The organism is Amycolatopsis oliviviridis, from assembly GCF_014654365.1.
Classification (GTDB): Bacteria; Actinomycetota; Actinomycetes; order Mycobacteriales; family Pseudonocardiaceae; genus Amycolatopsis; species Amycolatopsis oliviviridis.
The window spans coordinates 345241-367069 of record NZ_BNAY01000006.1 but is presented as its reverse complement, the minus strand read 5'-3'; the positions used below and the strand labels follow the sequence as shown (position 1 = coordinate 367069).

General features: G+C 70.3%; 19 protein-coding genes. 14 read left to right on the top strand and 5 right to left on the bottom strand.

Features of this window, described 5'->3' with window-relative positions; all coding sequences use genetic code 11:
• Nucleotides 1–11 precede the first annotated feature (11 nt).
• Nucleotides 12–494 (top strand): hypothetical protein, encoded by a 483-nt coding sequence (locus tag IE302_RS26960; RefSeq protein WP_191257249.1) that lies wholly within the window; start codon nt 12–14, stop codon nt 492–494.
• Nucleotides 495–498: 4 nt separating this feature from the next.
• On the opposite strand, the gene IE302_RS26955 is transcribed toward IE302_RS26960, so the two are convergent.
• Nucleotides 499–1431 carry a cytochrome P450 family protein gene (locus IE302_RS26955; RefSeq protein ID WP_191257248.1) on the bottom strand — a complete coding sequence of 311 codons (933 nt, stop codon included), beginning with the start codon at nt 1429–1431 and terminating at the stop codon, nt 499–501.
• A gap of 15 nt (nt 1432–1446) precedes the next feature.
• Here IE302_RS26955 and IE302_RS26950 point away from each other — a divergent pair, with 15 nt between their 5' ends.
• From IE302_RS26950 to IE302_RS26930, 5 genes are all read left to right on the top strand, one after another.
• Complete coding sequence (locus IE302_RS26950) at nt 1447–3183, top strand: fatty acyl-AMP ligase (RefSeq protein ID WP_191257402.1); 1737 nt, start codon at nt 1447–1449, stop codon at nt 3181–3183.
• Nucleotides 3173–3478: an acyl carrier protein gene (locus IE302_RS26945; protein WP_229907950.1), complete on the top strand. Its 306-nt coding sequence runs from the start codon at nt 3173–3175 to the stop codon at nt 3476–3478. Before IE302_RS26950 ends, IE302_RS26945 begins: the two co-directional genes overlap by 11 nt.
• A 138-nt stretch (nt 3479–3616) precedes the next feature.
• The gene (locus IE302_RS26940) at nt 3617–3931 is read left to right on the top strand and encodes a hypothetical protein (RefSeq protein ID WP_191257246.1); all 315 of its coding nucleotides are present in this window, start codon (nt 3617–3619) and stop codon (nt 3929–3931) included.
• Complete coding sequence (locus IE302_RS26935; RefSeq protein ID WP_191257245.1) at nt 3928–6330, top strand: WXG100 family type VII secretion target; 2403 nt, start codon at nt 3928–3930, stop codon at nt 6328–6330. The genes IE302_RS26940 and IE302_RS26935 overlap by 4 nt, the downstream gene beginning before the upstream one ends.
• 28 nt (nt 6331–6358) lie before the next feature.
• Complete coding sequence (locus tag IE302_RS26930) at nt 6359–6901, top strand: hypothetical protein (protein ID WP_191257244.1); 543 nt, start codon at nt 6359–6361, stop codon at nt 6899–6901.
• Nucleotides 6902–7100: 199 nt separating this feature from the next.
• On the opposite strand, the gene IE302_RS26925 is transcribed toward IE302_RS26930, so the two are convergent.
• On the bottom strand, nt 7101–7925 hold the full coding sequence (locus IE302_RS26925) for a dienelactone hydrolase family protein (RefSeq protein WP_191257243.1): 825 nt from the start codon (nt 7923–7925) through the stop codon (nt 7101–7103).
• Nucleotides 7926–8053: 128 nt separating this feature from the next.
• Here IE302_RS26925 and glmS point away from each other — a divergent pair, with 128 nt between their 5' ends.
• The 8 genes from glmS to tsaE all read left to right on the top strand — a co-directional run bounded on the left by glmS (nt 8054) and on the right by tsaE (nt 17669).
• Nucleotides 8054–9916, top strand: a complete 1863-nt coding sequence (gene glmS / locus IE302_RS26920) for a glutamine--fructose-6-phosphate transaminase (isomerizing) (RefSeq protein WP_191257242.1) — start codon at nt 8054–8056, stop codon at nt 9914–9916.
• 15 nt (nt 9917–9931) lie between these two features.
• Entirely contained in the window at nt 9932–11377 is a 1446-nt protein-coding gene (locus tag IE302_RS26915) for an NAD(P)H-hydrate dehydratase (protein WP_191257241.1), read from the top strand.
• Between the two features lie 234 nt (nt 11378–11611).
• Complete coding sequence (locus IE302_RS26910; RefSeq protein ID WP_191257240.1) at nt 11612–12427, top strand: DeoR/GlpR family DNA-binding transcription regulator; 816 nt, start codon at nt 11612–11614, stop codon at nt 12425–12427.
• Nucleotides 12417–13844: a xylulokinase gene (gene xylB, locus IE302_RS26905; protein ID WP_191257239.1), complete on the top strand. Its 1428-nt coding sequence runs from the start codon at nt 12417–12419 to the stop codon at nt 13842–13844. Before IE302_RS26910 ends, xylB begins: the two co-directional genes overlap by 11 nt.
• Nucleotides 13845–13848: 4 nt before the next feature.
• Entirely contained in the window at nt 13849–14940 is a 1092-nt protein-coding gene (locus IE302_RS26900; protein ID WP_005153761.1) for an ABC transporter ATP-binding protein, read from the top strand.
• A gap of 28 nt (nt 14941–14968) precedes the next feature.
• Nucleotides 14969–16111 carry an alanine racemase gene (gene alr, locus IE302_RS26895; protein WP_191257238.1) on the top strand — a complete coding sequence of 381 codons (1143 nt, stop codon included), beginning with the start codon at nt 14969–14971 and terminating at the stop codon, nt 16109–16111.
• Nucleotides 16108–17205 (top strand): alpha/beta fold hydrolase, encoded by a 1098-nt coding sequence (locus IE302_RS26890; RefSeq protein ID WP_191257237.1) that lies wholly within the window; start codon nt 16108–16110, stop codon nt 17203–17205. Before alr ends, IE302_RS26890 begins: the two co-directional genes overlap by 4 nt.
• Nucleotides 17205–17669, top strand: coding sequence for a tRNA (adenosine(37)-N6)-threonylcarbamoyltransferase complex ATPase subunit type 1 TsaE (gene tsaE, locus IE302_RS26885; RefSeq protein ID WP_191257236.1), 465 nt, complete (start codon nt 17205–17207; stop codon nt 17667–17669). The genes IE302_RS26890 and tsaE overlap by 1 nt, the downstream gene beginning before the upstream one ends.
• 261 nt (nt 17670–17930) lie before the next feature.
• On the opposite strand, the gene IE302_RS26880 is transcribed toward tsaE, so the two are convergent.
• From IE302_RS26880 to IE302_RS26870, 3 genes are all read right to left on the bottom strand, one after another.
• Complete coding sequence (locus IE302_RS26880; protein WP_191257235.1) at nt 17931–18353, bottom strand: hypothetical protein; 423 nt, start codon at nt 18351–18353, stop codon at nt 17931–17933.
• A gap of 464 nt (nt 18354–18817) precedes the next feature.
• Entirely contained in the window at nt 18818–20149 is a 1332-nt protein-coding gene (locus IE302_RS26875; RefSeq protein WP_191257234.1) for a carboxyl transferase domain-containing protein, read from the bottom strand.
• The gene (locus IE302_RS26870) at nt 20146–21567 is read right to left on the bottom strand and encodes an acyl-CoA synthetase (RefSeq protein WP_191257233.1); all 1422 of its coding nucleotides are present in this window, start codon (nt 21565–21567) and stop codon (nt 20146–20148) included. Before IE302_RS26870 ends, IE302_RS26875 begins: the two co-directional genes overlap by 4 nt.
• Nucleotides 21568–21829 lie beyond the last annotated feature (262 nt).

Below are 21829 nucleotides of genomic sequence, written 5' to 3'. Positions count from 1 at the left end.
GGAGGGGATCAGTGAATCCTGAGGAGGATCTCGCCAGACTCCGGCACAAGCTGGCCGGGCTGGAGCGCGAGAACGGCGACCGGATGTACCTGGTCGACAACCGGGCGGCCAAGGCGATCGAGGAGACCCAGGCCGCGGGCGACAAGCTCAAGCAGGAGACGAGCGCGGCGCTGACCGCGCGGATGGAGCAGAAACGGCGGGCGGAGGCCGCGGGCGGCTGGGCGACCGAGTCGACCCTTGCCGACAAGGTCGAGGACGACGGCGACTTCGGGTTCGAGGAGGACGAGACCGAGAACGAGCGCCGCGCCGGGTACCGCACGGCGGAGGAGCCGCCGGTCTCGTTCCGTCCGCCTGCTCCGGCCGTGCCGTCGCAGCCCCCGCCACCCCCGCCGCCTCCGGCGCCGGTTCCGGAGGAACGTCCCACAGGGCGGCATCGTCGCGCGGCCGCCCGGGGCGACGACGATTTCGCGAACACCGACTGGCTGGCGACCTGAGCGGTCAGGTCCGCAGCGCCACGATGGCCCGTTCGACGCCGTGGAAGACGGCGTGCGTCTTGTACCGCACGTCTTCGGCGACGTGGTCGGGAGTCAGGATCTCGGCGAGCGCGCGAAGCGCCACTTCGCCTTCGGTGACCGCGACCCGCGAGCCGGGACAGGTGTGCCGCCCGAGGCCGAACGCGAGTTCGGCGCCGGGGCCCAGCGGGATGGCCAGTTTGTCCCCGGTCGCGAAGTCCTTGCCCGCCAAGGAGAACGGCGCGATCACGCGGCGTGCGGCGAAGCGGGTCGGGGCGACTTCGTGGATCAGGCCGCGTACGTCGTCGAGGACGTCTGGACGGCGTAGGAGTTCGAGACCTGCGAGGGCGAGGAAGTTCATGGAGTTCTCGTACGCCGCGTGGGCGAGCATCACCGGCGTGATCATGAGCTCGTCTTCGGTGATGCGGCCCGCTTCGTGCGCTTCGCGGAGCAGTGCCAGCCCGCCGCCTTCGACGGCCTTCGCCTTGAGGAAGAACATCGCGACCCGGATCGCGGCGGTGTCGGCGCCGCCCGGACCGCCCGACCAGACGTCCAGGTTCGCGGCGGTCTCCGTGAGGTTCGTCAGCAGCTTCTCGCCGAGGGGCTCGACCGTGCCGAGCACCGCCTCCGTCACCCTGGCCGCCGCCGGCCTGGCGAAATCGGCCACCAGGTCGAACCGCGCACGCGACTTTAGCCCCCTAATCGTGACGCGCAGGTCGGCGAGCACGGCGTCCGGCAGGGGCTCCACCAGGGCGATGACCTCCTTGACGACCGCGCGCAGCCGCCGGTGGTCCGCGCCGTCCATCAGCAGGAGGTTCGGGGTCTCGGCGGCGGCACCACCCGGGTTCGAGCTGAGCTCGCGGTCGCGCAGGGCCTTGACGCGGTCCGCCGGGTCGTCCAGCACGAAGAAGTCGTCCACGCTCGTATGATGCCCATGCCGCGGCCGGAGGATGTGCCCGTGTCCACAAAAGAAGTGCCCGACGAAGTGCTGCGGACCCCGCTCGTGCACCGTCTGCTCGAACGCGCCGACGTCGATCGCCCGGCGTACACGCACCTCGATTGCTCGAACCGGCACGAACCCGTCGAGGACACGCTGACCTGGGCCGAGCTTCTCGTCCACGTCCGTGCCGTCGCGGCGAAGCTGCGCGAGGTGATCCAGCCGGGAGACCGCGTCGCGATCACGGCGCGACAGGACCTCTCGTACGTCGTCGCGTTCTTCGGCGCGCTGTACGCCGGGGCTGTCGCGGTGCCACTGTCCGCTCCGGACGTCCGTGCTCACCGAGAGCGGCTGGTCGGGGTCCTCAACGACTGCGACGCCGACATCTGGCTGACGTCGGCGGCCCTGGTCGAGCGGCTGACGGAGTTCGCCGAGGCCGAGCCGGTTCCTGCTCCCCGCGAGATCGTCGCCGTCGACACCTTGCCGCTGGACCCGGCGGACCGCTCACTGCCCTCGCCGGTCTCGCCCGAAGACCCCGCCTACCTGCAGTACACCTCCGGCACGACGCGATCGCCCGCCGGCGTCATCATCACGCATCGGGCGCTGTCGGCCGCGTGCTGGCAGATCTGCGACGCCTACGACGTCGGCGCGCACACCACGTGCGTCGGCTGGATCCCGTTCTTCCACGACATGGGGCTGGCGCAACTGGTCGCGGGGACGATGCACTCCGGCGGCCGGACGGTGTTCATCGCGCCGCTGGAGTTCATCCGGCGCCCGGAGCGCTGGCTGCTGCTGATGTCGGCGTATCCGAACACGCTCACCGCCGCCCCGAACTTCGCGTACGACCTGGTGACCGAGGCCGTGCCCGAGGCGAAGCGCGCCGAGTACGACCTCTCGACAGTGTCGATCGCGCTCAGCGGCAGTGAGCCGGTGCGGGCGGCGACCGTCCGGGAGTTCCTCGCCGCGTACGAACCCCACGGCTTTCCGAGGGGCGCGTTCCGGCCGTCCTACGGTCTGGCCGAGGCGACGGTCTACGTCGCCAGCGGCGATTCCGGCGGCCCGGTGGTGACCGAAGTGGACGGCCGCGAGGTCGTCGAGATCGGCTGGCCCCGGGGGCAGCGGGTCCGCGTCGTCCCGGCGCCGGATCACGGTTTGCCCGCTAAAGTCGCTCCGGCGCCGGATCACGGTTTGCCCGCTAAAGTCGACGCGGGGGAGATCTGGGTCAAGGGGCCCAACGTGGCGGCCGGGTACTGGCGGCGTCCGGAGCTGACCGCCGAGGTGTTCGACGCCGAACTCGACGGCGAAGGCGGCTGGCTCCGCACCGGGGACCTGGGCACGATCCGGAACGGCAGGCTCTCCGTGACTGGGCGCCTCAAGGACCTGATCATCATCGACGGCCGCAACCACAGCCCCCACGACATCGAAGAGACGGTCGCCGCCGCCCACTCTCTCCTCGGGCCCGAGCGGGTCGCCGCCTTCGCGGTCGACGGTGACGAAGGGGAGGGCGTCGTCGTGGTCGCCGAGCGCGCCCGGAAGGCCCCTGACTTCGACGAAGCCGAGATCGCGCGGGCCGCCACCCGCGCCGTCGCCGAGCGGCACGACGTGCGCCTCCGTGCCTTCTTTCTGGTGAAACCCGGCGGGCTCCCGCGGACCTCCAGCGGAAAGGTCGCGCGTTCCGCGGCCAGAACGCGGTATTGGACGGCGGATGGGACAGAATCCCCCCATGGCAGCTGACGGGAGCGAGTACGTCGACGAGATCAAAGCCCTCGTCTGCGAGACCTTCGACGTCGATCCGGACACCATCGACGAGAACACGCCCTTCGCCGAGATGGGCGTCGACTCCCGGCGCCGGGTCCGGCTCCTGGCGACGGTCGAGGTGGAGTTCGGCATCGACATCGACCTGGACGAGCTGGACCGCCTGGTCGACATCCGGGGCGCGGCGACCGTCCTCGCCGAGGCGATCGAAGCGGGCGCGAAACCGCGAAAACGCGGTCTACCAGGCTTCTTGCGCCGGAATCGTTTGAGTTAGCAAAGGTGTGAATGTTCCTGCGGCTTCGATGACCGGTGGGTACATTCTGTGTGCATATGCGACGGCACCCGATGCCGTCGGCGTGCGTCGTAGGTAGGACAACGAGGCGGATACAGCGGGACGAAGGGGGCACCGGTCATGCCGGACGGGGGCTACAAAGCCGATTCAGAGGCGATGCTCACGGCGTCGACGTCGTTGGATCGCGCGGCTCAGCACACGACGTCCGAGGCGGGGAAAGTCGGGCCGACCCAGGTCCAGCCCGCGGACTTCGGCCGCGTGCACAAGGACTACCAAAAGGGCTACGCCGCCGGAATCCTCGCCATTTCCGACGCGATGAAGGGCTACGCGGGCCAGCTCACTCAGCTCGCCGGTGGGGTCAGTACCGCGTCGACCCGCTACACCTCATCCGACCAGGCGAACGCCGCGGCTGCCAACAAGGCGGGGACGCAATGAGCAAGTACACGTGGGAACAGCGGCAGGCGCTGCTCAAGGACCCGTACATCACGCAGGGCACCAAGGACGCGCTGCTCTTCGGTGGCGACGCCGCGGTCGAGAAGGCCATGGCCGAGCGCGACGCGAACTCGGCCGCGGACAAGAAGCAGAAGGCCGCCGCCGACAAGGCGGACAAGGACCTCGACTCGATGGCCCGGCCCGCCGCGGGTGGTTCCACGACCAAATCCGACCAGGTGCTCGACCTCGGGAATCCCGCGCTGGACTTCTTCTCCGAGTGGAGTGATCAGGTCTGGAACAAGATGCCGGAGAAACCGTCCGACATCAATTACAAGACCGACATCTGGGACCGGTTCAACGAGAACCGCGAGATCAACTTCCAGGCGATGTTCGACGAGGTCGAAGACCTGACCGACGCGAAGAAGGTCGTCGAGCAGACCCGGACCGACGCGACTTCGGCGCTGACCACGCTCTTCCACGACTGGAAGGGCCAGGGCGCGACGGCCGCGAAGGTCAAGTACGAGCAGCGGATCCAGCCCGACGCGCAGGAACTCGTCGCGCAGATGGACGGCGCGATCAAGTTGGTGCCTTCGACCATCGACAAGATCTACAGCGCGCTGAAGCTCAAGGTCGACGAGACGCTGAAACTGCGTGTCGACAAGGTCGCCACGGCGCCGCTGTATGTCGCGAAGCAGGTCGTCGAAATCGCGAACGGCAAGGTCGATTCCAAAGAAAAGCTCATGGACGTCGCGTACTGGCTCGACTCCGCGTGTCCGGGCAACAACCTCGCTTCACGGCTGCGTTCCGACGACTGCGACCTGAACGACGAGAACAAGGACTACGCGATCGGGGCCGCCAAGCAGTGGCTCAAGGGGTCGTTCGCCAAGGAATTCGGCGAGCGATACGAAAACTTCAAGAAGCTTTGCAAGAACGCGAACGACACGATCAACTCGCAGTATCACGAGCTTTCGCGGTTCATGGAGGACTACACGAACCCGTTCCCCGCGGCCGGGTCCGAGAAGCCACCCGCCGACGACGGCAAGGGCAAGGGCAACGACAACGGCGGCGGGAACAACGGCGGCGGGAGCAACGGGGGCGGCGGAAGCGGGAGCGGTGGTGGCAGCGGAAGTGGTGGCGGTGCCAGCACGCCGCCGGCCGCTTCGGTCCCCGAGGCGCCGAAACCGGAGGACAAGCCCGCCGAGGGCACGAACCCGGTCACCGGGAAGCCGCTCGAACTGGACCCCGAGACCGGCAAGCCGTACCCGATCGACCCGGCGACGGGTGAGGCGATCAAGGACGGCATCGACGGTCAGGACACCATGACCGTCCAAAAGGGCGACAACAAGATCGAAATGTCCGAGCCGGACAAAGACGGCAAGATGGACATCAAGGTCGACGACGGCAAGGGCAACGAGAAGGACTACAAGCTCGACTTCGACGACCCCAAGGGCGAAGACGGCAAGCCCGGCGAAGAGGGCAAGGACGGCAAGGGCAAGGACGGCGACTTCGGGCCGCAGGGCGCGGTCAAGGAAGGCGAGCCCGGCAAGGACGGCGTCTACCGGCCCGGTCCGGACGGCAAGATCCACATCCAGGACGGCAACCTCAAGATCACCGCCGAGCAGCCGGACGGTCCCAACGGCCCGACCGTGGTGACCGTCGACGACGGCAAGGGCGAGCCGACCACGTACACCCTCGACGAAAAGGGTGAGAAGAAGGAACTCAAGCCCGGCGACGTCATCGACAAGGACGAGATCAAGAACGGTCTCGACGACCGGAATCCCGGCAACCCGCAGCCCGGCAAGCCCGAAGAGGTCCGCACCATGCCCGCCCCGGCCGACGGTCTGGCTCCCGGCGGCGGTGGCGGCAGCGGCTTCAGCGCTCCGGGTGGCGTCGAGGTCGGCGTCGGTGCCGAAGGGACCGCAGGGGCGTCCGCGGACGCTTCCGGTGGTGTCGCGGCGGGTGCGGGTGGCGAGGGCACCGTGCCGACGGCCAGCGGTGGCGGAGGCGGTGGCAGCTTCGAAGGCGCGCTCGGCGGCGTCGGCGAAGGTGGCTCGTCTGGGTCGCTGAACGAAGCCGGTTCGCTGGAGGCGGGGATGCAGTCCGGGGGCGGCGCGCAGCCGGCCGGGGCTGACGCCGGTCTCGGGGCGGCTCCCGGTGGGATGGACCCGGCGCCCGCGGGTGCGAGTGCGGGCGCCGGTAGCTCGTCCGCCGGGATGGGCGGCATGATGGGTGGAATGGGCGCCATGGGCGGCGCGGCCGGTGGCGGCGGGGGTGACACGCAGCGCGGGTCGAGCCAATACCGCGTCGAGGGTGGCATTTTCGAGACCAGTGGCGCGGGCGGCCGGATCAGCGGGTCGCTCGACGACGAGGGCGGCGACCGCTCGATCAGCTACGAGCGATGATCGGTAGCCGGGGAACGAGGGAGGACCGATGAGCGCTGTTGACCGGCTGGCGGCCGCCATGTCCAGGCAGGACGCCGCCATCACAGAGCAGTTGGAGCAGCGCGGGCTGCGGGAGCGGCACCTCGCCGACGCCAAGGCGCAGGCGATGGAAACCATGCAGAAGGACGCCGCCGTCCACGACAAGTACGCCGCCCACATGCAGGAACTGGGGAAGCGGAGCAAGGAGGCGGGCGGCTGGCTGACCGGCAAGACGACCGCCGACCGGAACCACACGATCGGCTTCGACATCGAGGACGACGACAAGCCGGACGCCCGGTTCGCGGAGTTCGGTGCCCGTCAGGGGGCCGACGCTTCGCGGCCTGCTCCTCCGCCGCCTCTCCCGGTCGCGCCCGGTGTGCCCGGGATGCCGGCGACGGTGGACGTCCCGCCCGCCGCGGCGCCGACGCCCACTCCGGGTGCGGCGGCTCCTGAAGCTCCCGGTACGCCGGCGCGTCGCCGGGGTCGTCACGCCAGGGATGACAAGGGCTTCGACGACGACGACTTCTCGAACAACTCGTGGATGGTCGACTGACCGCTTCACCGCACTTCAGGGCCCGGCTCACCAGAGCCGGGCCCTTCTCTTTCGCCCCCTTCGCCCGCCCGGCCCCGCGTCGACTTTCGCCCCCTAATCGCGCTCCGGCGGGCGTGCGACTTTCGCGGGCTAAACGTGATCCGGTGCCGGATCGCCCTGGCCCAGGGAGATCGCGGTTAGCCCGCGAAACGCGCTCCGGTCAGGCGGCGGGGTCGTCGGCGACCGCGATCGGGGCCCGCTTGACGTCGGCGTCCAGCAGGGGCTGGTACTTCGTCGTCCCCGTCAGGTGCGTGAGGAAGAAGGCGGTGAACAGCGCCCTCGTGAGCTGCTGGGTCCCGCGGTGCGGCTTCCCGTGCAGCAGCAGCTGGCTCCAGTGCCTGCCCTCGGTGACGCCGAGGTGCGACGACTTCCCGAGCGTCCGCAGCTGGACCGGCCCGCCCCACGCGTCCGCGATGGCCTCGGCATGCCCGACCGGCGGCGCGACCAGGTCTTCGCCGGCCGCTAGATGCAGACCGGGCACGGTCACCGAGCGGGCCGACACCGTCGCGGGCGGCAGCGTCTGCGCGGGGGTGATGGTCGCGACGCCACGGATCTGGGGCCGATCGTCGTTCTCGGCTGCCTGCGCGGCGGCCAACACCGCCGAGCCGCCGCCCGTCGAGTGCCCGGCCAGGCCGAGTTTCGCCGGGTCGACGCTGATGCCGTCCGGGCCGAGGCGGACCGTCGTGATCAGGTCGAGCGTGGTGAGCAGGTCGCCGGCCAGTAGCCGGTGCGACGGCAGCGGTCCGCGCTGGGTAGCCGGGGCGGCCGCGACGATGCCCCAGCTCGCGAGGTGCCGGAGCAGATGCCGGTAGCTCCCGGTGGGCTGCAGCCAGCCGTGCCCGAACGCGATCGCGGGCAGACCGAGCCCCGAGCGGGGCGTGAACACGACACCGGGCAGTCCGACCAGGGCGAGGTTGCCGCGAAGCACCTCGTGCGGACCTGGGTGGGACAGCTCCGCGAGCAGCTGCTTGGGCTTGCTGGCCATGCTCGTGACCTTACTGCCCGCACCCCCGTCCGGCCCGCGCGCCGCCCCACGCGTCGCGTTTAGCCCGCTAAACGCGCACGCGGCCGCCCGGGCGAAGGGGCCGAATTTCCGTCGTTAGGCTGGTGGCCGTGTGTGGAATCGTGGGATACGTAGGACACCGCCCGGCCCTGGACGTCGTCATCGGCGGGCTTCGCCGGATGGAGTACCGCGGCTATGACTCTGCGGGCGTCGCCGTTCTGGACGGCGCCGGCGCGCTGAACGTCGAGCGCAAGGCGGGCCGCCTGGCCAACCTGGAGACCCAGCTCGACACCGTCGGCAGGGGTGCCTTCGCCGGCACCGCCGGGATGGGCCACACCCGCTGGGCGACCCACGGCGCCCCGGTCGACCGCAACTCGCACCCGCACCGCGATGCCTCCCAGCGCGTCGCCGTCGTGCACAACGGCATCATCGAGAACTTCGCCGCCCTGCGCGCCGAGCTCGAGGCCGACAACGTCGAGATGGCGAGCGACACCGACTCCGAGACCGCCGCTCATCTGATCTCCCGCGCCTACACCGAGGGCGACACGAAGGGCGACTTCCCGGCCAGCGTCGCCGCGGTCTGCCGCCGCCTCGAAGGCGCGTTCACCCTGGTCGTGACCATCGCCGACCAGCCGGACACCATCGTCGCCGCGCGCCGTTCCTCGCCGCTGGTCGTCGGCGTCGGCGAGGGTGAGCACTTCGTCGCGTCCGACGTCGCCGCGTTCATCGAGCACACCCGCGAGGCGGTCGAGCTCGGTCAGGACCAGCTCGTCGTGATCACCCGCGGGGGATACGAGGTCACCGACTTCCACGGCGACGCCGCCCAGGCCAAGCCGTTCACCGTCGACTGGGACCTCTCGGCCGCGGAAAAGGGCGGCCACGAGTACTTCATGCTCAAGGAGATCGACGAGCAGCCGGAAGCGCTGGCGAACACGCTGCGCGGCCACTTCGACGGCGGCCGGATCATCCTCGACGAGCAGCGCATCTCCGACCAGGACCTGCGTGACGTCGACAAGGTCTTCGTCGTCGCCTGTGGTTCCGCGTACCACTCGGGCCTCGTCGCCAAGTACGCGATCGAGCACTGGTGCCGCCTCCCGGTCGAGGTGGAACTGGCCAGCGAGTTCCGCTACCGCGACCCGGTGCTGGACCGCGCGACCCTGGTCGTCGCCGTCTCCCAGTCCGGCGAGACCGCGGACACCCTCGAAGCCGTCCGCCACGCGCGCGAGCAGAAGGCCCGCGTCCTGGCCGTCTGCAACACCAACGGCGCGCAGATCCCGCGTGAATCCGACGCCGTCCTCTACACGCACGCCGGTCCGGAGATCGGTGTCGCGTCGACCAAGGCGTTCCTCGCGCAGATCGCGGCGAACTACCTGGTCGGACTGGCGCTCGCGCAGGCCCGCGGCACCAAGTACCCGGACGAGGTCGCCCGCGAGTTCGCCGAACTCGAGGCCATGCCCGCCGCGGTGCAGAAGGTCCTGTCCACTGTGGACCAGGTCCGCGACCTCGGCCGCCGGATCGCCGACTCGAAGGCCGTGCTGTTCCTCGGCCGTCACGTCGGGTTCCCGGTCGCCCTCGAAGGCGCGCTGAAGCTCAAGGAACTGGCGTACATGCACGCCGAGGGCTTCGCGGCCGGTGAGCTTAAGCACGGCCCGATCGCGCTGATCGAAGAAGGCCTGCCCGTCGTCGTGGTGATGCCGTCGCCCAAGGGCCGCGCGGTGCTGCACTCGAAGCTGGTGTCGAACATCAGCGAGATCCAGGCGCGTGGCGCCCGCACGATCGTGATCGCGGAGGAAGGCGACGAGACGGTCCGCCCGTTCGCCGACGAGCTGATCGAGATCCCCGCCGTCCCGACGCTGCTGCAGCCGCTGGTCTCCACAGTTCCGTTGCAGGTGCTGGCCGCCGAGATCGCCCGCACGCGCGGGTACGACGTCGACAAGCCGCGTAACCTGGCGAAGTCGGTCACCGTCGAGTAGAAGACCGGAGGCGTCGTGCAGGGAATCTGGACCACGGAACGGATTCGCGCGGCGGAGGACCGGTTGCTCGCCGTCACGCCCGACGGCGAGCTCATGCGGCGTGCGGCCTTCGGCCTGTCGGTGCACGCCGCCGAGATGCTGGCCGAACACACGGGTTCGGTGTCCGGGCGGCGGGTGACGCTGCTCGTCGGGTCGGGCAACAACGGCGGTGACGCCTTGTGGGCGGGCGCGTTCCTGCGCCGCCGCAACGTCGCCGTCTCCGCGATTCTGGTGAAGCCCGAACGCGCTCATGGCCCTGGTTTGGCCGCCTTGAAGCGATCCGGTGGCAAAGTTGTGTCCCTTGAGGATGGTCCACAGTGGATCAGTCGCGCGGACCTCGTCATCGACGGGATCGTCGGTATCTCGGCGCGAGGGCCCTTGCGTCCGGACGCCGCCGCGCTGCTGGAGTACGTGGGCTCCCCGGTGCTGGCCGTCGATCTGCCGAGCGGGGTGGATCCGGACACCGGCGCCGTCGACGGTCCGGCGGTCGTCGCGGACCGGACGGTCACTTTCGGCGCGCTCAAACCGGTGCACGCCCTCGCGCCCGCGTCGTGCGGCGAGATCGCCCTGGTGGACATCGGGCTGCGGCCGGAACTCGGCGAGCCCGACCTGCGACGGCTCGATACGGCGGACGTCGCCGCGGCGTGGCCGGTGCCCGGTCCGGATGACGACAAATACAGCCAGGGCGTGGTCGGGGTGGCGGCGGGATCGGCGACGTATCCGGGAGCGGCCGTGCTCGCGGCCGGTGCCGCGGTGCGGGCGACGTCCGGGCTGGTGCGGTACGCCGGCCATGCCGCCGACGTGGTGCGCGGGCACTGGCCCGAGGTCATCGCGACGGGTTCGGTGACGGACGCGGGCCGGGTGCAGGCGTGGGTCGTCGGGCCGGGCATCGGGACCGGGCACGAGGGGCGGGACGTGCTGCGGTTCGTGCTCGGGCGCGGCGTGCCGGTGTGCGCGGACGCCGACGCGACGACGATCATCGCGCGATCGCCCGACGTGCTCGACGCGCGGGATCCGGACACCCCGCTCGTGCTGACGCCGCACGCGGGGGAGTTCGAGCGGCTGATGGGTTCGCCGCCGGGGGCGGACCGGGTCGCGGCGGCGCGGTCGGCCGCGCGGAAGTATGACGCCGTCGTGCTCTTGAAGGGGCACTGCACGGTGGTCGCGGCGCCGGACGGGCGCGCGCTGGTGAACACGCCGCGGGGATCGTGGCTCGCGACGGCCGGTTCGGGGGACGTGCTGTCCGGTCTGGTCGGTGCGCTGCTCGCCGCCGGGCTCGACCCGTGGCTGGCGGCCGGGGCCGGCGCGCACGTCCACTCGCTCGCTGGGGCGCTGGCCGCCGGCGGCGCCCCGACCTCGGCTTCCGGCATCCTCGGTGCCGTCCCGGACGCCCTCCGGTCCGTCCGCTCGCTGACCTCCTGACCAGGGCCCCGACCTGCGTTTAGCCCCCTAACCGTGCTCTGAGGGCACCCGCCCGCAGAGCACGGTTAGGGGGCTAAACGCAAGTCGGTGGGCCCCAGAGAGCGGTGAGGGGAAATGCGAGAGTTATCGAGTTACGTGTTAACTCCGGGCGAATAATCTGGTAAGAAGCAGGTGTGAGCGCCGACACCCACCCCGCCGAGACCGCGCAGGTCCGGGTCGTGAACGGTGTCGCCCATGTCTAAGACCAGGCCTTCGGACGCCGCCGTCGAGCACCGGCGCCAGGAGATCCTCGACCACGTCATCGCCACCGGCGAGGTCCGCATCGACGACCTCACCACCCGGTTCGGCGTCAGCCTGATGACGATGCACCGCGACCTCGACGACCTCGCCGAGCGCCGCCTTCTCCGCAAACTCCGCGGCAAGGTCGAGGCCTACCCGGCGACGACCATGGAGTCGGCCGCCCGCTTCCGCGACACCTTCAACCAGGCCACGAAGGACACGCTGGGCGAGGCGGCCGCGGCGCACGTCCACTCCGGCCAGACGGTCTTCGTCGATGACTCGACGACGCTCTTCCCGCTCGTCCGCCGCCTCGGCCGCGTCGAAGACCTCACCGTCATCACCAACTCGCTCGAAGCCGCCCGCATCCTCGGCCCGGTCAAGAGCGTCGAGGTCGTGCTCGCGGGCGGCCGCTACCACCACGAGTACGACTCGTGCGCCGGTCCGGACGTCCTCGCTTTCCTTGAGCGCACGCACGCCGATATCGCGTTCGTCTCGGTCGCCGCGGTCGCGGTCGGCCGCCTGTTCCACCCGGTCCAGGACTACGCCGCGCTCAAGCAGGCCGCGCTGCGCACCGCGAGCCACAACGTGCTGGTCGTCGACAACTCCAAGTTCGGCCGCACCGCCACCTTCGCGCACGGCGACATCGGCGACTACGACCTCCTGATCACCGACGATCTGACGCCCACCGAGGAGATCGAGGCCGCGCTGAACGCCGGAACGGCCATCGAGCAGGTCGAATGCGACCCGGAAGGGCCGGAATATGAAATCTGACCTGGTCGCCGGAATCGACTCGTCGACCCAGTCGACGAAGGTCGTCGTCTGCGACGCGGACACCGGCGAGATCGTCCGCACCGGCCGAGCTTCGCACCCTGAAGGCACCGAAGTCGCTCCCGCCGCGTGGTGGGACGCGTTCCGCGAGGCCACCGACGGCCTGCTCGACGGCGTCGGAGCCATCGGCATCGGCGGTCAGCAGCACGGCATGGTCACCCTCGACGAAGCAGGCGAGGTCGTCCGGCCCGCGTTGCTGTGGAACGACACCCGGTCCGCGAAGGCGGCCGAAGACCTCGGCGGCGAACTCGGTCCCGAGAACTGGGCGAAGTCCGTCGGCTCGCTGCCGGTCGCCAGCTTCACCGTCACGAAGCTGCGGTGGATGGCGGAGAACGAGCCCGAGCTCGCGGATCGCGTCGCCCGTGTGCTGCTGCCCCACGACTGGCTGACCTGGCGGCTGCTGGGTGAGGGCGCCGAGCCGGTCACCGACCGCGGCGACGCCTCCGGCACCGGCTACTTCTCGCCGTCCACCGGCACCTACCGCCAGGACCTCCTCGCGCACGCCTTCGGCGGCCGTACCCCCGAACTGCCCAAGGTCATCGGCCCCGCCGAAGCCGCGGGCCACACCCCGGACGGGATCCTCGTCTCGGCCGGGACCGGCGACAACATGGCCGCCGCGCTCGGTCTCGAACTCGCGCCCGGCGACGTCGTGGTCTCGCTGGGCACCAGCGGCACCGTTTTCGGCGTCTCCGAGACCGCGAGCGCCGATCCGTCCGGCATCGTCGCCGGATTCGCCGACGCGACCGGCCGCTTCCTCCCGCTGGCCTGCACCCTCAACGCAGCCCGCGTTCTCACCGCCACGTCCGCGATGCTCGGCGTCGAGCTCACGGAGTTCGACAAGCTGGCGCTCACCGCCGCACCTGGGGCCGGCGGCCTCACCTTCCTGCCGTACCTCGACGGTGAGCGGACGCCGAACCTCCCGGACGCCAAGGGCACGCTCTTCGGCCTGACCCGCGCGAACATGACCACCGAGAACCTCGCCCGCGCCGCCGTCGAAGGCATGTTGTGCGGGCTCGCGGCCGGTCTCGATGCCCTGGTCGAGCAGGGGCTCGAAGTCCGCCGGGTCCTCCTCATCGGCGGTGGCGCCCAGTCGGCCGCCGTCCGCGCGGTCGCGCCGATCGTGTTCGGCGTGCCCGTCGTCATCCCCGAGGTCGCCGAGTACGTCGCGGTCGGTGCCGCGCGACAGGCGGCCTGGGCCCTCGCTTCCAGCACGGAACCTCCCCGCTGGCAGGAAAACCACGGCTACACCCCACTCGAGCCGACCGAAGCGGACCGCGCCGAGGGGCGCCGGATCCAGCAACGGCATCTCGAAGCCCGCGAACTCGGGCACGGCATTTCCGCGAAACCGAAAGAGGACTGAACCGATGGCCACGATCACCTACGACAAGGCGACCCGGCGCTACGCGGGCTCCGAGCGGCCCGCTGTGGACGCACTCGACCTCGAGATCGCCGACGGCGAGTTCCTCGTACTGGTCGGGCCTTCCGGCTGTGGCAAGTCCACCAGCCTGCGGATGCTCGCCGGCCTCGAGGACATCGACGAAGGCGCAGTCTGGATCGGCGACCGTGACGTCACGCAGCTGCCGCCGCGTGCCCGCGACATCGCGATGGTGTTCCAGAACTACGCGCTGTACCCGCACATGACCGTCGGCCAGAACATGGGCTTCGCGCTGAAGATCGCGGGCCGTCCGGCCTCGGAGATCAAGCAGAAGGTGCTCGACGCGGCCAAGCTGCTCGATATCGAGCAGTACCTCGACCGCAAGCCGAAGGCGCTCTCCGGTGGTCAGCGCCAGCGTGTCGCGATGGGCCGCGCCATCGTGCGTGAGCCGCAGGTCTTCCTGATGGACGAGCCGCTGTCGAACCTCGACGCGAAGCTGCGTGTCTCCACCCGTACGCAGATCGCCGCGCTGCAGCGCCGCCTCGGCGTCACCACCGTGTACGTCACGCACGACCAGGTCGAGGCCATGACGATGGGTGACCGGGTCGCCGTGCTCTCTGACGGTCTCCTGCAGCAGTGCGACACCCCGCGCGCCCTGTACGACAAGCCCGCAAACGCTTTCGTCGCCGGGTTCATCGGTTCGCCCGCGATGAACCTCGTCACCGCGAAGCTCACCGAAGACGGCGCCGAGCTGGGTGGCGCCCGCGTGCCGCTGACCCGCGAGATCCTCGCGAAGGCCGAAGGCGACACGGTCACCCTCGGCTTCCGCCCGGAGTCGCTGGAAGTGACCACCAGCGAAGACGGCACGCTGCCGATCAAGGTCGACCTCGTCGAGGAGCTCGGCTCGGACGCGTACGTCTACGGCAAGCTCGCCGAGAGCGACGCCGAAGGCACGAAGTCGAACGTCGTGACCCGTGTGGACCCGCGCACACCGCCCGCCATGGGCGACACCCTGCGCCTGCGGATTCGTCCCGACGAGCTGCACGTGTTCTCCGCCACCGACGGGGCGCGCCTGTCCTGAGCCGGTTCGTGGGAAACTGGTGGTCGTTATGACCGCCAGTTTCCCGCGTGCCGAGGTCGTCATCGACCTGTCCGCCATCCGGCACAATGTCGCCCTGCTCGCCTCCCGCGCCGCCGCCGGTGCCCAGACGATGGCCGTCGTCAAGGCCGATGGCTACGGCCACGGCGCCCTCGAGGTCGCCCGCGCCGCCGTCGAGGGCGGGGCCACCTGGCTGGGCACCTGCTCCCTCGGTGAGGCACTCGCGCTGCGCCGCGCGGGGATCGGCGTCCGGCTCTTCAGCTGGCTCGACACTCCCGAAGCCGACTTCGCGCCCGCGGTCGCCGAAGACATCGACGTCGCCGTCAGCTCCCTAGACGAGCTGGCCCGCGTGGCCGACGGCGTGCGCCGGGCACGCGACTTTAGCGGGCTAACCGTGAACGCGAGGGTGCACCTCAAGATCGACACCGGACTGTCCCGAAATGGCTGCCCACCTGCGGAATGGCAGGCGCTGGTCGACGCCGCGGCGGCCGCCGAGCCGCTCATCGAGGTCGTCGCGATCTGGTCGCATCTCGCCTGCGCCGACGAGCTCGGCCATCCCTCCATCGACGCGCAGGCGAAGCGGTTCGACGAGGCCTACGACATCGCCCGCACGGCCGGTCTGAACCCGATGCGGCACATCGCGAACTCCGCAGCCGTCCTGACCAGGCCCGAACTGCACTTCGACCTCGTGCGGCCCGGGATCGCGATCTACGGGCTGAACCCGGTGCCCACCGAAGACGACCTGCGCCCGGCGATGACCTTCAAATCGTCGGTCGTCCTCACCAAGCGGATCCCGGCCGGCGAATCGGTCTCCTACGGCCACAGCTGGACGGCCGAGCGTGACAGCACCCTCGCCCTGGTCCCGGTCGGATACGCCGACGGCGTACCGCGGTCCCTGTCCGGACGCATGGACGTCTGGCTCGGCGGACGGCGGCGACCGGTCGTCGGCCGCGTCTGCATGGACCAGCTCATCGTCGACTGCGGAGACGACGAACCGGCCGTCGGCAGCGAAGTGATCCTCTTCGGCCAGGGCGCTCTCGGCGAGCCCACGGCCCGGGAATGGGCCGACAAGCTGGGGACGATCGACTACGAGATCGTGACCTCGATGTACCGGCCGCGGATCCACCGGACGTATCTGGAGGCGGGCTCGTGACACCTTCACGACGACTGCTGGCCATCGTCGGCGGTGTCGGAGCCGTGGCCACCGGCACCGCCGCCGCGATCGCCGTCGCCGCACAGCAGCGGCGGCAGAGTGAGGATCCGTTCGTGGACGAGCCGTTGGGGGATCTTGAACCGGATCGGACGTCGACAGTGGCGGCGGAGGACGGCACGCCGCTCGCGGTCGAGGAGATCGATCCGGCCGATGGGGGAGAACCGGAGCTGACCGTCGTCGGCGTGCACGGTTTCGCGTTGTCCAAGCGCTGCTGGCATTTCCAGCGGCGGGACCTCGCGTCGCTGAAGCTGCCGCGGGTGCGGCAGGTCTATTACGACCATCGCGGGCACGGGCAATCCGGCGCCGCGACCGCCGAGACCAGCACCATCGAGCAGCTGGCGCGCGACCTGGACATGGTCGTGCGTTCGGTCGTGCCCGACGGGCCCATCGTGCTCATGGGGCACTCGATGGGCGGCATGGTGATCATGGAGCTCGCCGCGGAGCATCCTGAGCTGTTCGACGACCGTGTCGGCGGCGTCGCGTTCATCGCGACCGCGGCGGGCGAAGTCGGTGCCCGGGGGCTCCCGCGATCACTGCTCTCGAAGTACAACCCGCTCACGCGAGGCGTCGGCGGGCTGGCCGGCTGGCAGCCGGGGCTCGTCGAATTCGTGCGCGCGGCCGGAGGGCAGCTGACCCGGCAGGCCGTACGCCGGCTGGCTTTCGGCAGCCGGGACGTGTCCCCGCGGCTCGTCGACTTCATGCTGGAAATGCTCGAAGTGACGCCGGTGCGCGGGCTCGTGAATTTCGTCGACACGCTCGGCAGTCACAACCGGTACGCCGCGCTCGCCGGGCTGAAGCACGCGCACGTGCTGGTCGTCGGCGGGGATTCCGACCGGTTCACGCCGATCGCGCACGCCGAGCGGATCGCGGCGGAACTGCCGGACGCGGAGCTGGTGCGCGTGCGCGGCGCGGGGCACATGGTGCAGCTGGAACAACCCGAACTGGTGAACAGTCACCTGATCGACTTGGTGCAACGGTGCACGGGCACCGATGGTGAGACTTCCGACCGGCGAACGTGGTGGTGGCAACGCTGATGAATTTCGCTTTCCCGACTCCCGAGTCGACGATGGATTTCGGGCGGGAGCTCGGACGTTCGCTGCGCGCGGGCGACCTGGTGCTGCTCGCCGGGCCGCTCGGCGCGGGCAAGACGACGCTGACGCGCGGGATCGCGGACGGTCTCGGCGTCGGCGGGCGGGTCAGCTCGCCGACGTTCGTGCTGGCCAGGGTGCATCCGGCGGGCGAGGCCGGGGTCGCCTTGGTGCACGTCGACGCGTACCGGCTCGGCGGGGATCTCTCGCAGCTGGACGACCTGGACCTCGACACCGAACTGGAGCGGTCCGCCCTGGTCGTCGAATGGGGCGAGGGAGCGGCGGAGCGCCTTTCGGACGACTACCTCGTCGTGCGCCTGGACCGTCGCGAAGACGACGTCCGCGAGGTCACCCTGGAGCCGCACGGCACCTGGGCGACCCGCACGCCCGACCTGCGTTTAGCGGGCTAATCGCGCTCAGCAGATCGCGATTAGGGGGCTAAACGCAGGTCCGGGCGCACTTGCGTTTAGCGGGCTAATCGCGATCCGGGTGGCCGACTTGCGTTTAGCCCCCTAATCGCGACGCGGGCCCCCGACCTGCGTTTAGCCCCCTAATCGCGATCTCACTCGGATGCCGCATCAGGGCCGTACCGGCGAAGCGTCCCCTTCCTGCCCGAAGAGGGCTTGGGGGTGCGCATGCCGCTGGGTCCTACAGCGGCATGCGCACCCCGTCTAGACGGCGGGGGTCGATTCAGCCTGCGGGCCGCCGCGTCCGCGCCGATGGCGAAGCCACCACAATCCGCAGAAACCGATTACACCGGTTTGCGCGGCCGGCGTCGCGACGGCTGTCAACGCGACGAGCGCGGTGATCAACGCGAACCAATAGAGCAGGACCCGGCCGGCGTTTTCCCGGCTGCCGAAGAACGTGCTCCGCCAGAAATCGGGCCACTGGGCCGCGGGGCGCAAATGGGCGCGACGGCACGCGGGGTCGGTGACCATGCCGACCGGTTCGCTCGCCAAATCGAGTAATTCGTCGAGACTGACTTCTGCCGGGTGACACCCGCCGTGGTGATCCTGGTTCTTATCCGGGGTCATCGCCTGCGGCTGGGGTGACTCCTCTGGCATACCGCCGGAACACGGCGCTACGCTGGGCATGTTTGACGCCTCCATAGAACGGGTTGATGGAGCTGTTGAACTTCGAGCGGCTCCCCCTGCACGGGGAGCCGCTTCCTTTTTGGTGCGGCATTCGGTCGTTGCCGATCCGCAACACAAGCCATTGTGGACGAAGTTCTCGGACCTACGGGGCGGTAGGTGAAAGGTCGCTGAATCCTGCGCTGAGCGGTCAGCGTAGTTCGCTCCGGGCCATCGAATTGCCCCACTGTAACCCGAAAGAGTAGTTGCGCGTGCGTCTCATTGTCCCATTGTGGAAATAGTGACACGCAGAGTATTCCGTATTCGCGCTATCGAGTGTGCTGGTGTTGTTCGCGAGGAAAGGAATGTTCGGTACCGGATGTTCGGCAGTGGCATTCACGCACGCGGATGGCGTCGCTCGGCATGGCGTGTCCGTTCAACGCCGATCTCCGACCGTTTGTCGCTTCCCGCGGATCGCGTTTAGCGGGCTAAACGCGATCCGCGGGGCCGACGACGGAGCGTGCGATTCCCAGGGCGACCAGGTCCTGGGGGCGTAGCCGCAGGCGGTCCGCGAGAGCGGGAACTTCGTCGGCGGGCAGCTTGAGGATCGCCGCGGCCGCCTCGGGCGAGGTGACCGAGAAATACGCGCCGGGCGTCACCCAGGTCGACCCCGGCGCCGCGAACGCGAGCGCGCCTCCGGACCCGCCTTCCCCGATCACCAGCGTCGTGATCGGCACGGCCGCGCTCGCGACCGCCTCGAACAACTCCGCGATCGCCGCCCCGGCCCCAGTCCGCTCGGCCTCCGCGTCGTTCGCCGCACCCGGGGTGTCGACGAGGGTGAGCACAGGGATCCCGAGCCTCGACGCGAGCCGCACCAGACGCGCCGCCGTCCGGAAGCCAGCGGGCAGCGTCGGCGTTCCGCATTGTGCCGCGTACGCGACCGCACGGCCGTCTCGCCAGCCGAAGCCGCACAGGACGCCGGAGTCGACTCCGCCGCACCTGTCGCCGGAGACCTCTTCACGCCAGTCGAAGTACGCGTCGAGGTACTCCGCGGCCCTCGGCCGATCAGCGGCACGCGCCGTCTGAACCGCGGCCCATCCGCTTTCGGGCAAGGCCGCCGAGCCGAGAGCGCCAGGAGGCTCGGCGGCTTCCGCCGACGGCGAAGCCAGCAAGCGAAGCCACCGTTCCAGCGTCGCGGGAAGGTCTGCTGGCGCCACGATCCGGTCGACCTGTCCCCACGCGAGCTTCGCTTCAGCCGTGTACGCCTCAGCGGGTGCGTCGGCAGGGCGTACCCGGGAACCGGCGAAACCGACCTGTGCCTCGGGCAGCGCGAGAACGACGTCGGCGCTCGCGCCGAGTGTCGCCCAGCCGCCTCCGGTGGTCGGATCGCGCAGGACCGAGATCTGCGGTACCGACCGGGCTCCGGCCGCCGCCCGCGCGATGCGCTGCAACTGCGAAAGCGCACGCATCCCGTGCTGCATGCGGCTGCCGCCGGTCGCGATCAGCGACACCACGGGCAACCGGGACGCCACCGCCCGCGCGAACGCCGCCTCCACGCGATCACCGGTCCGCTGACCGATCGACCCGCCGAGGAAGCCGAACTCGAAGGCGATCACGACCGCTTCGACGTCGCCGATCCTGGCGGTCCCACAAAGCACGGACTCGTCTTCGCCGGACCGCTTCTCGGCGGCCTCGCGTGCCGCGCGGTAGCCCGGCCAGTCGATAGGCCCGTCGTCCGGCTCCTCGGAACGCGGAACGTCCAGATCCTCGAAACCGGTCGCGACCTGCTTGATGACCGACCGGGCGGAGGGCCTGCTCACCCGAGCGCCCGCTTCATGACCTTGCCCATGTCGTTGCGTGGCAACGCTTCCAGGTAGCGGACCACGCGAGGCCGCTTGTGCGGCGACAGCAGGCGCGAGACGTGGTCGGCGAGGTCCGACTCGGTCGGGCGTTCCCCATCGGGCACCACCCAGGCCACGATGCGCTCGCCGAGATCGTCGTCGGGCTCGCCGGTCACCGCGACCTCAGCGACGCCGGGATGCTCCATCAGCGCGTTTTCGATCTCGCCCGCGCCGATCTTGTAGCCGCCGCTCTTGATCAGATCCGTCGCCTTCCGGCCGACGATCTTCACGTAACCGGCAGCGTCGCGGGTCGCCATGTCGCCGGTCCGGAACCAGCCGTCGTCGAAGGCGGCTTCGGTGGCGTCGGGACGGTTGAGGTACTCGGTGAACAGGTTCGGCCCGCGGACCTGGATCTCGCCGACGGTCTCGAGTTCCTCGACGGGCTTGCCCGCCTCGTCCACGAGTCGCAGGTCGACGCCGTCCAGCGGGACGCCGACAGTGCCGGGGACCCGCCCGCCGTCGGCGCGAACGCTGGTGTTCATGAGGGTCTCGGTCATCCCGTAGCGCTCGATCACGCGCTGGCCGGTCGCGGCGGTGATGCGCTGATGGTCGTGGACGGGCAGCGCGGCCGATCCGGAGACGAGCAGCCGGGCGCCGCGCAGGGCTTCGGCGAGCGCCGGGTCGCCGCCGACCTCACCCGCGATGCGGTGATACATGGTCGGGACGCCGAACATCATCGTCGCCCCGGTGGCGAGTTCGCGGGCGACGCCTTCGGTGGAGAAGCGGCCGAGATGCCGGACCGAGCCGCCCCGCCGGAGCGGCCCGAGGATGCCCAGGATCAGGCCATGTACGTGGAAGAGCGGGAGACCGTGGACGAGGACGTCGCCCGCGGTCCACTCCCAGGCGTCTTCGAGCGCGTCGAGCGTGGTCGAGATCGCGCGGCGGGGGAGGACGACGCCCTTGGGCGGGCCGGTCGTGCCGGAGGTGTAGACGATCAGCGCCGGGGCTTCGGCGTCCGGTTCCGCGGGGAGATCGCCGGGCGTGCCTTCGAGGACGATGTCGCGGCGGGGTAGATCGGCGAGACCCGCGGGGAGGTCCGCGCCCGGTTCGGCGAGGACGAGGACGGGCTCGCTGTCGGTGAGGATGTGGGCGAGTTCGCGCTCGCCGATCTTCGGGTTGAGCGGGATGGCGGGGACGCCGGCGAGGAGCGCGGCGATCACGGCGACGCTGGTGCGCACCGTCGGCGTCGCCCAGACGGCGACGCGGCCGGGCGGCAGGTCGCGGGCGAGCGTGCCGGCGACGGTCGCGACGTCGGTGTAGGTCAGGGAGGTGTCGCCGAAGCGGAGGGCTTCCTTGCCGGAACCGCTCGCCAGCGTGGGGAACAACCGATCGGGCACCGTGTGACCTCCTGCTCGACTCCGACGGCCGGGGCGCGTGGAGCCGAGGGCCCCTCCCCGGACCGTACCGCCCCACCCTCCCCGACCCTGCGACCTGCTTCACACCCGGCGCCGAGAGCGACTTTCGCGGGCTAACCGCGATCTGCGGGTCTGGAGGGGTGCGGCCCTCCGGATCGCGATTAGGGGGCGAAACGCGATCTGCGGGCGGGGAGGCGGGAGCGACTTTCGCGGGCTAACCGCGATCCGGCGCCGGGATCGGGGG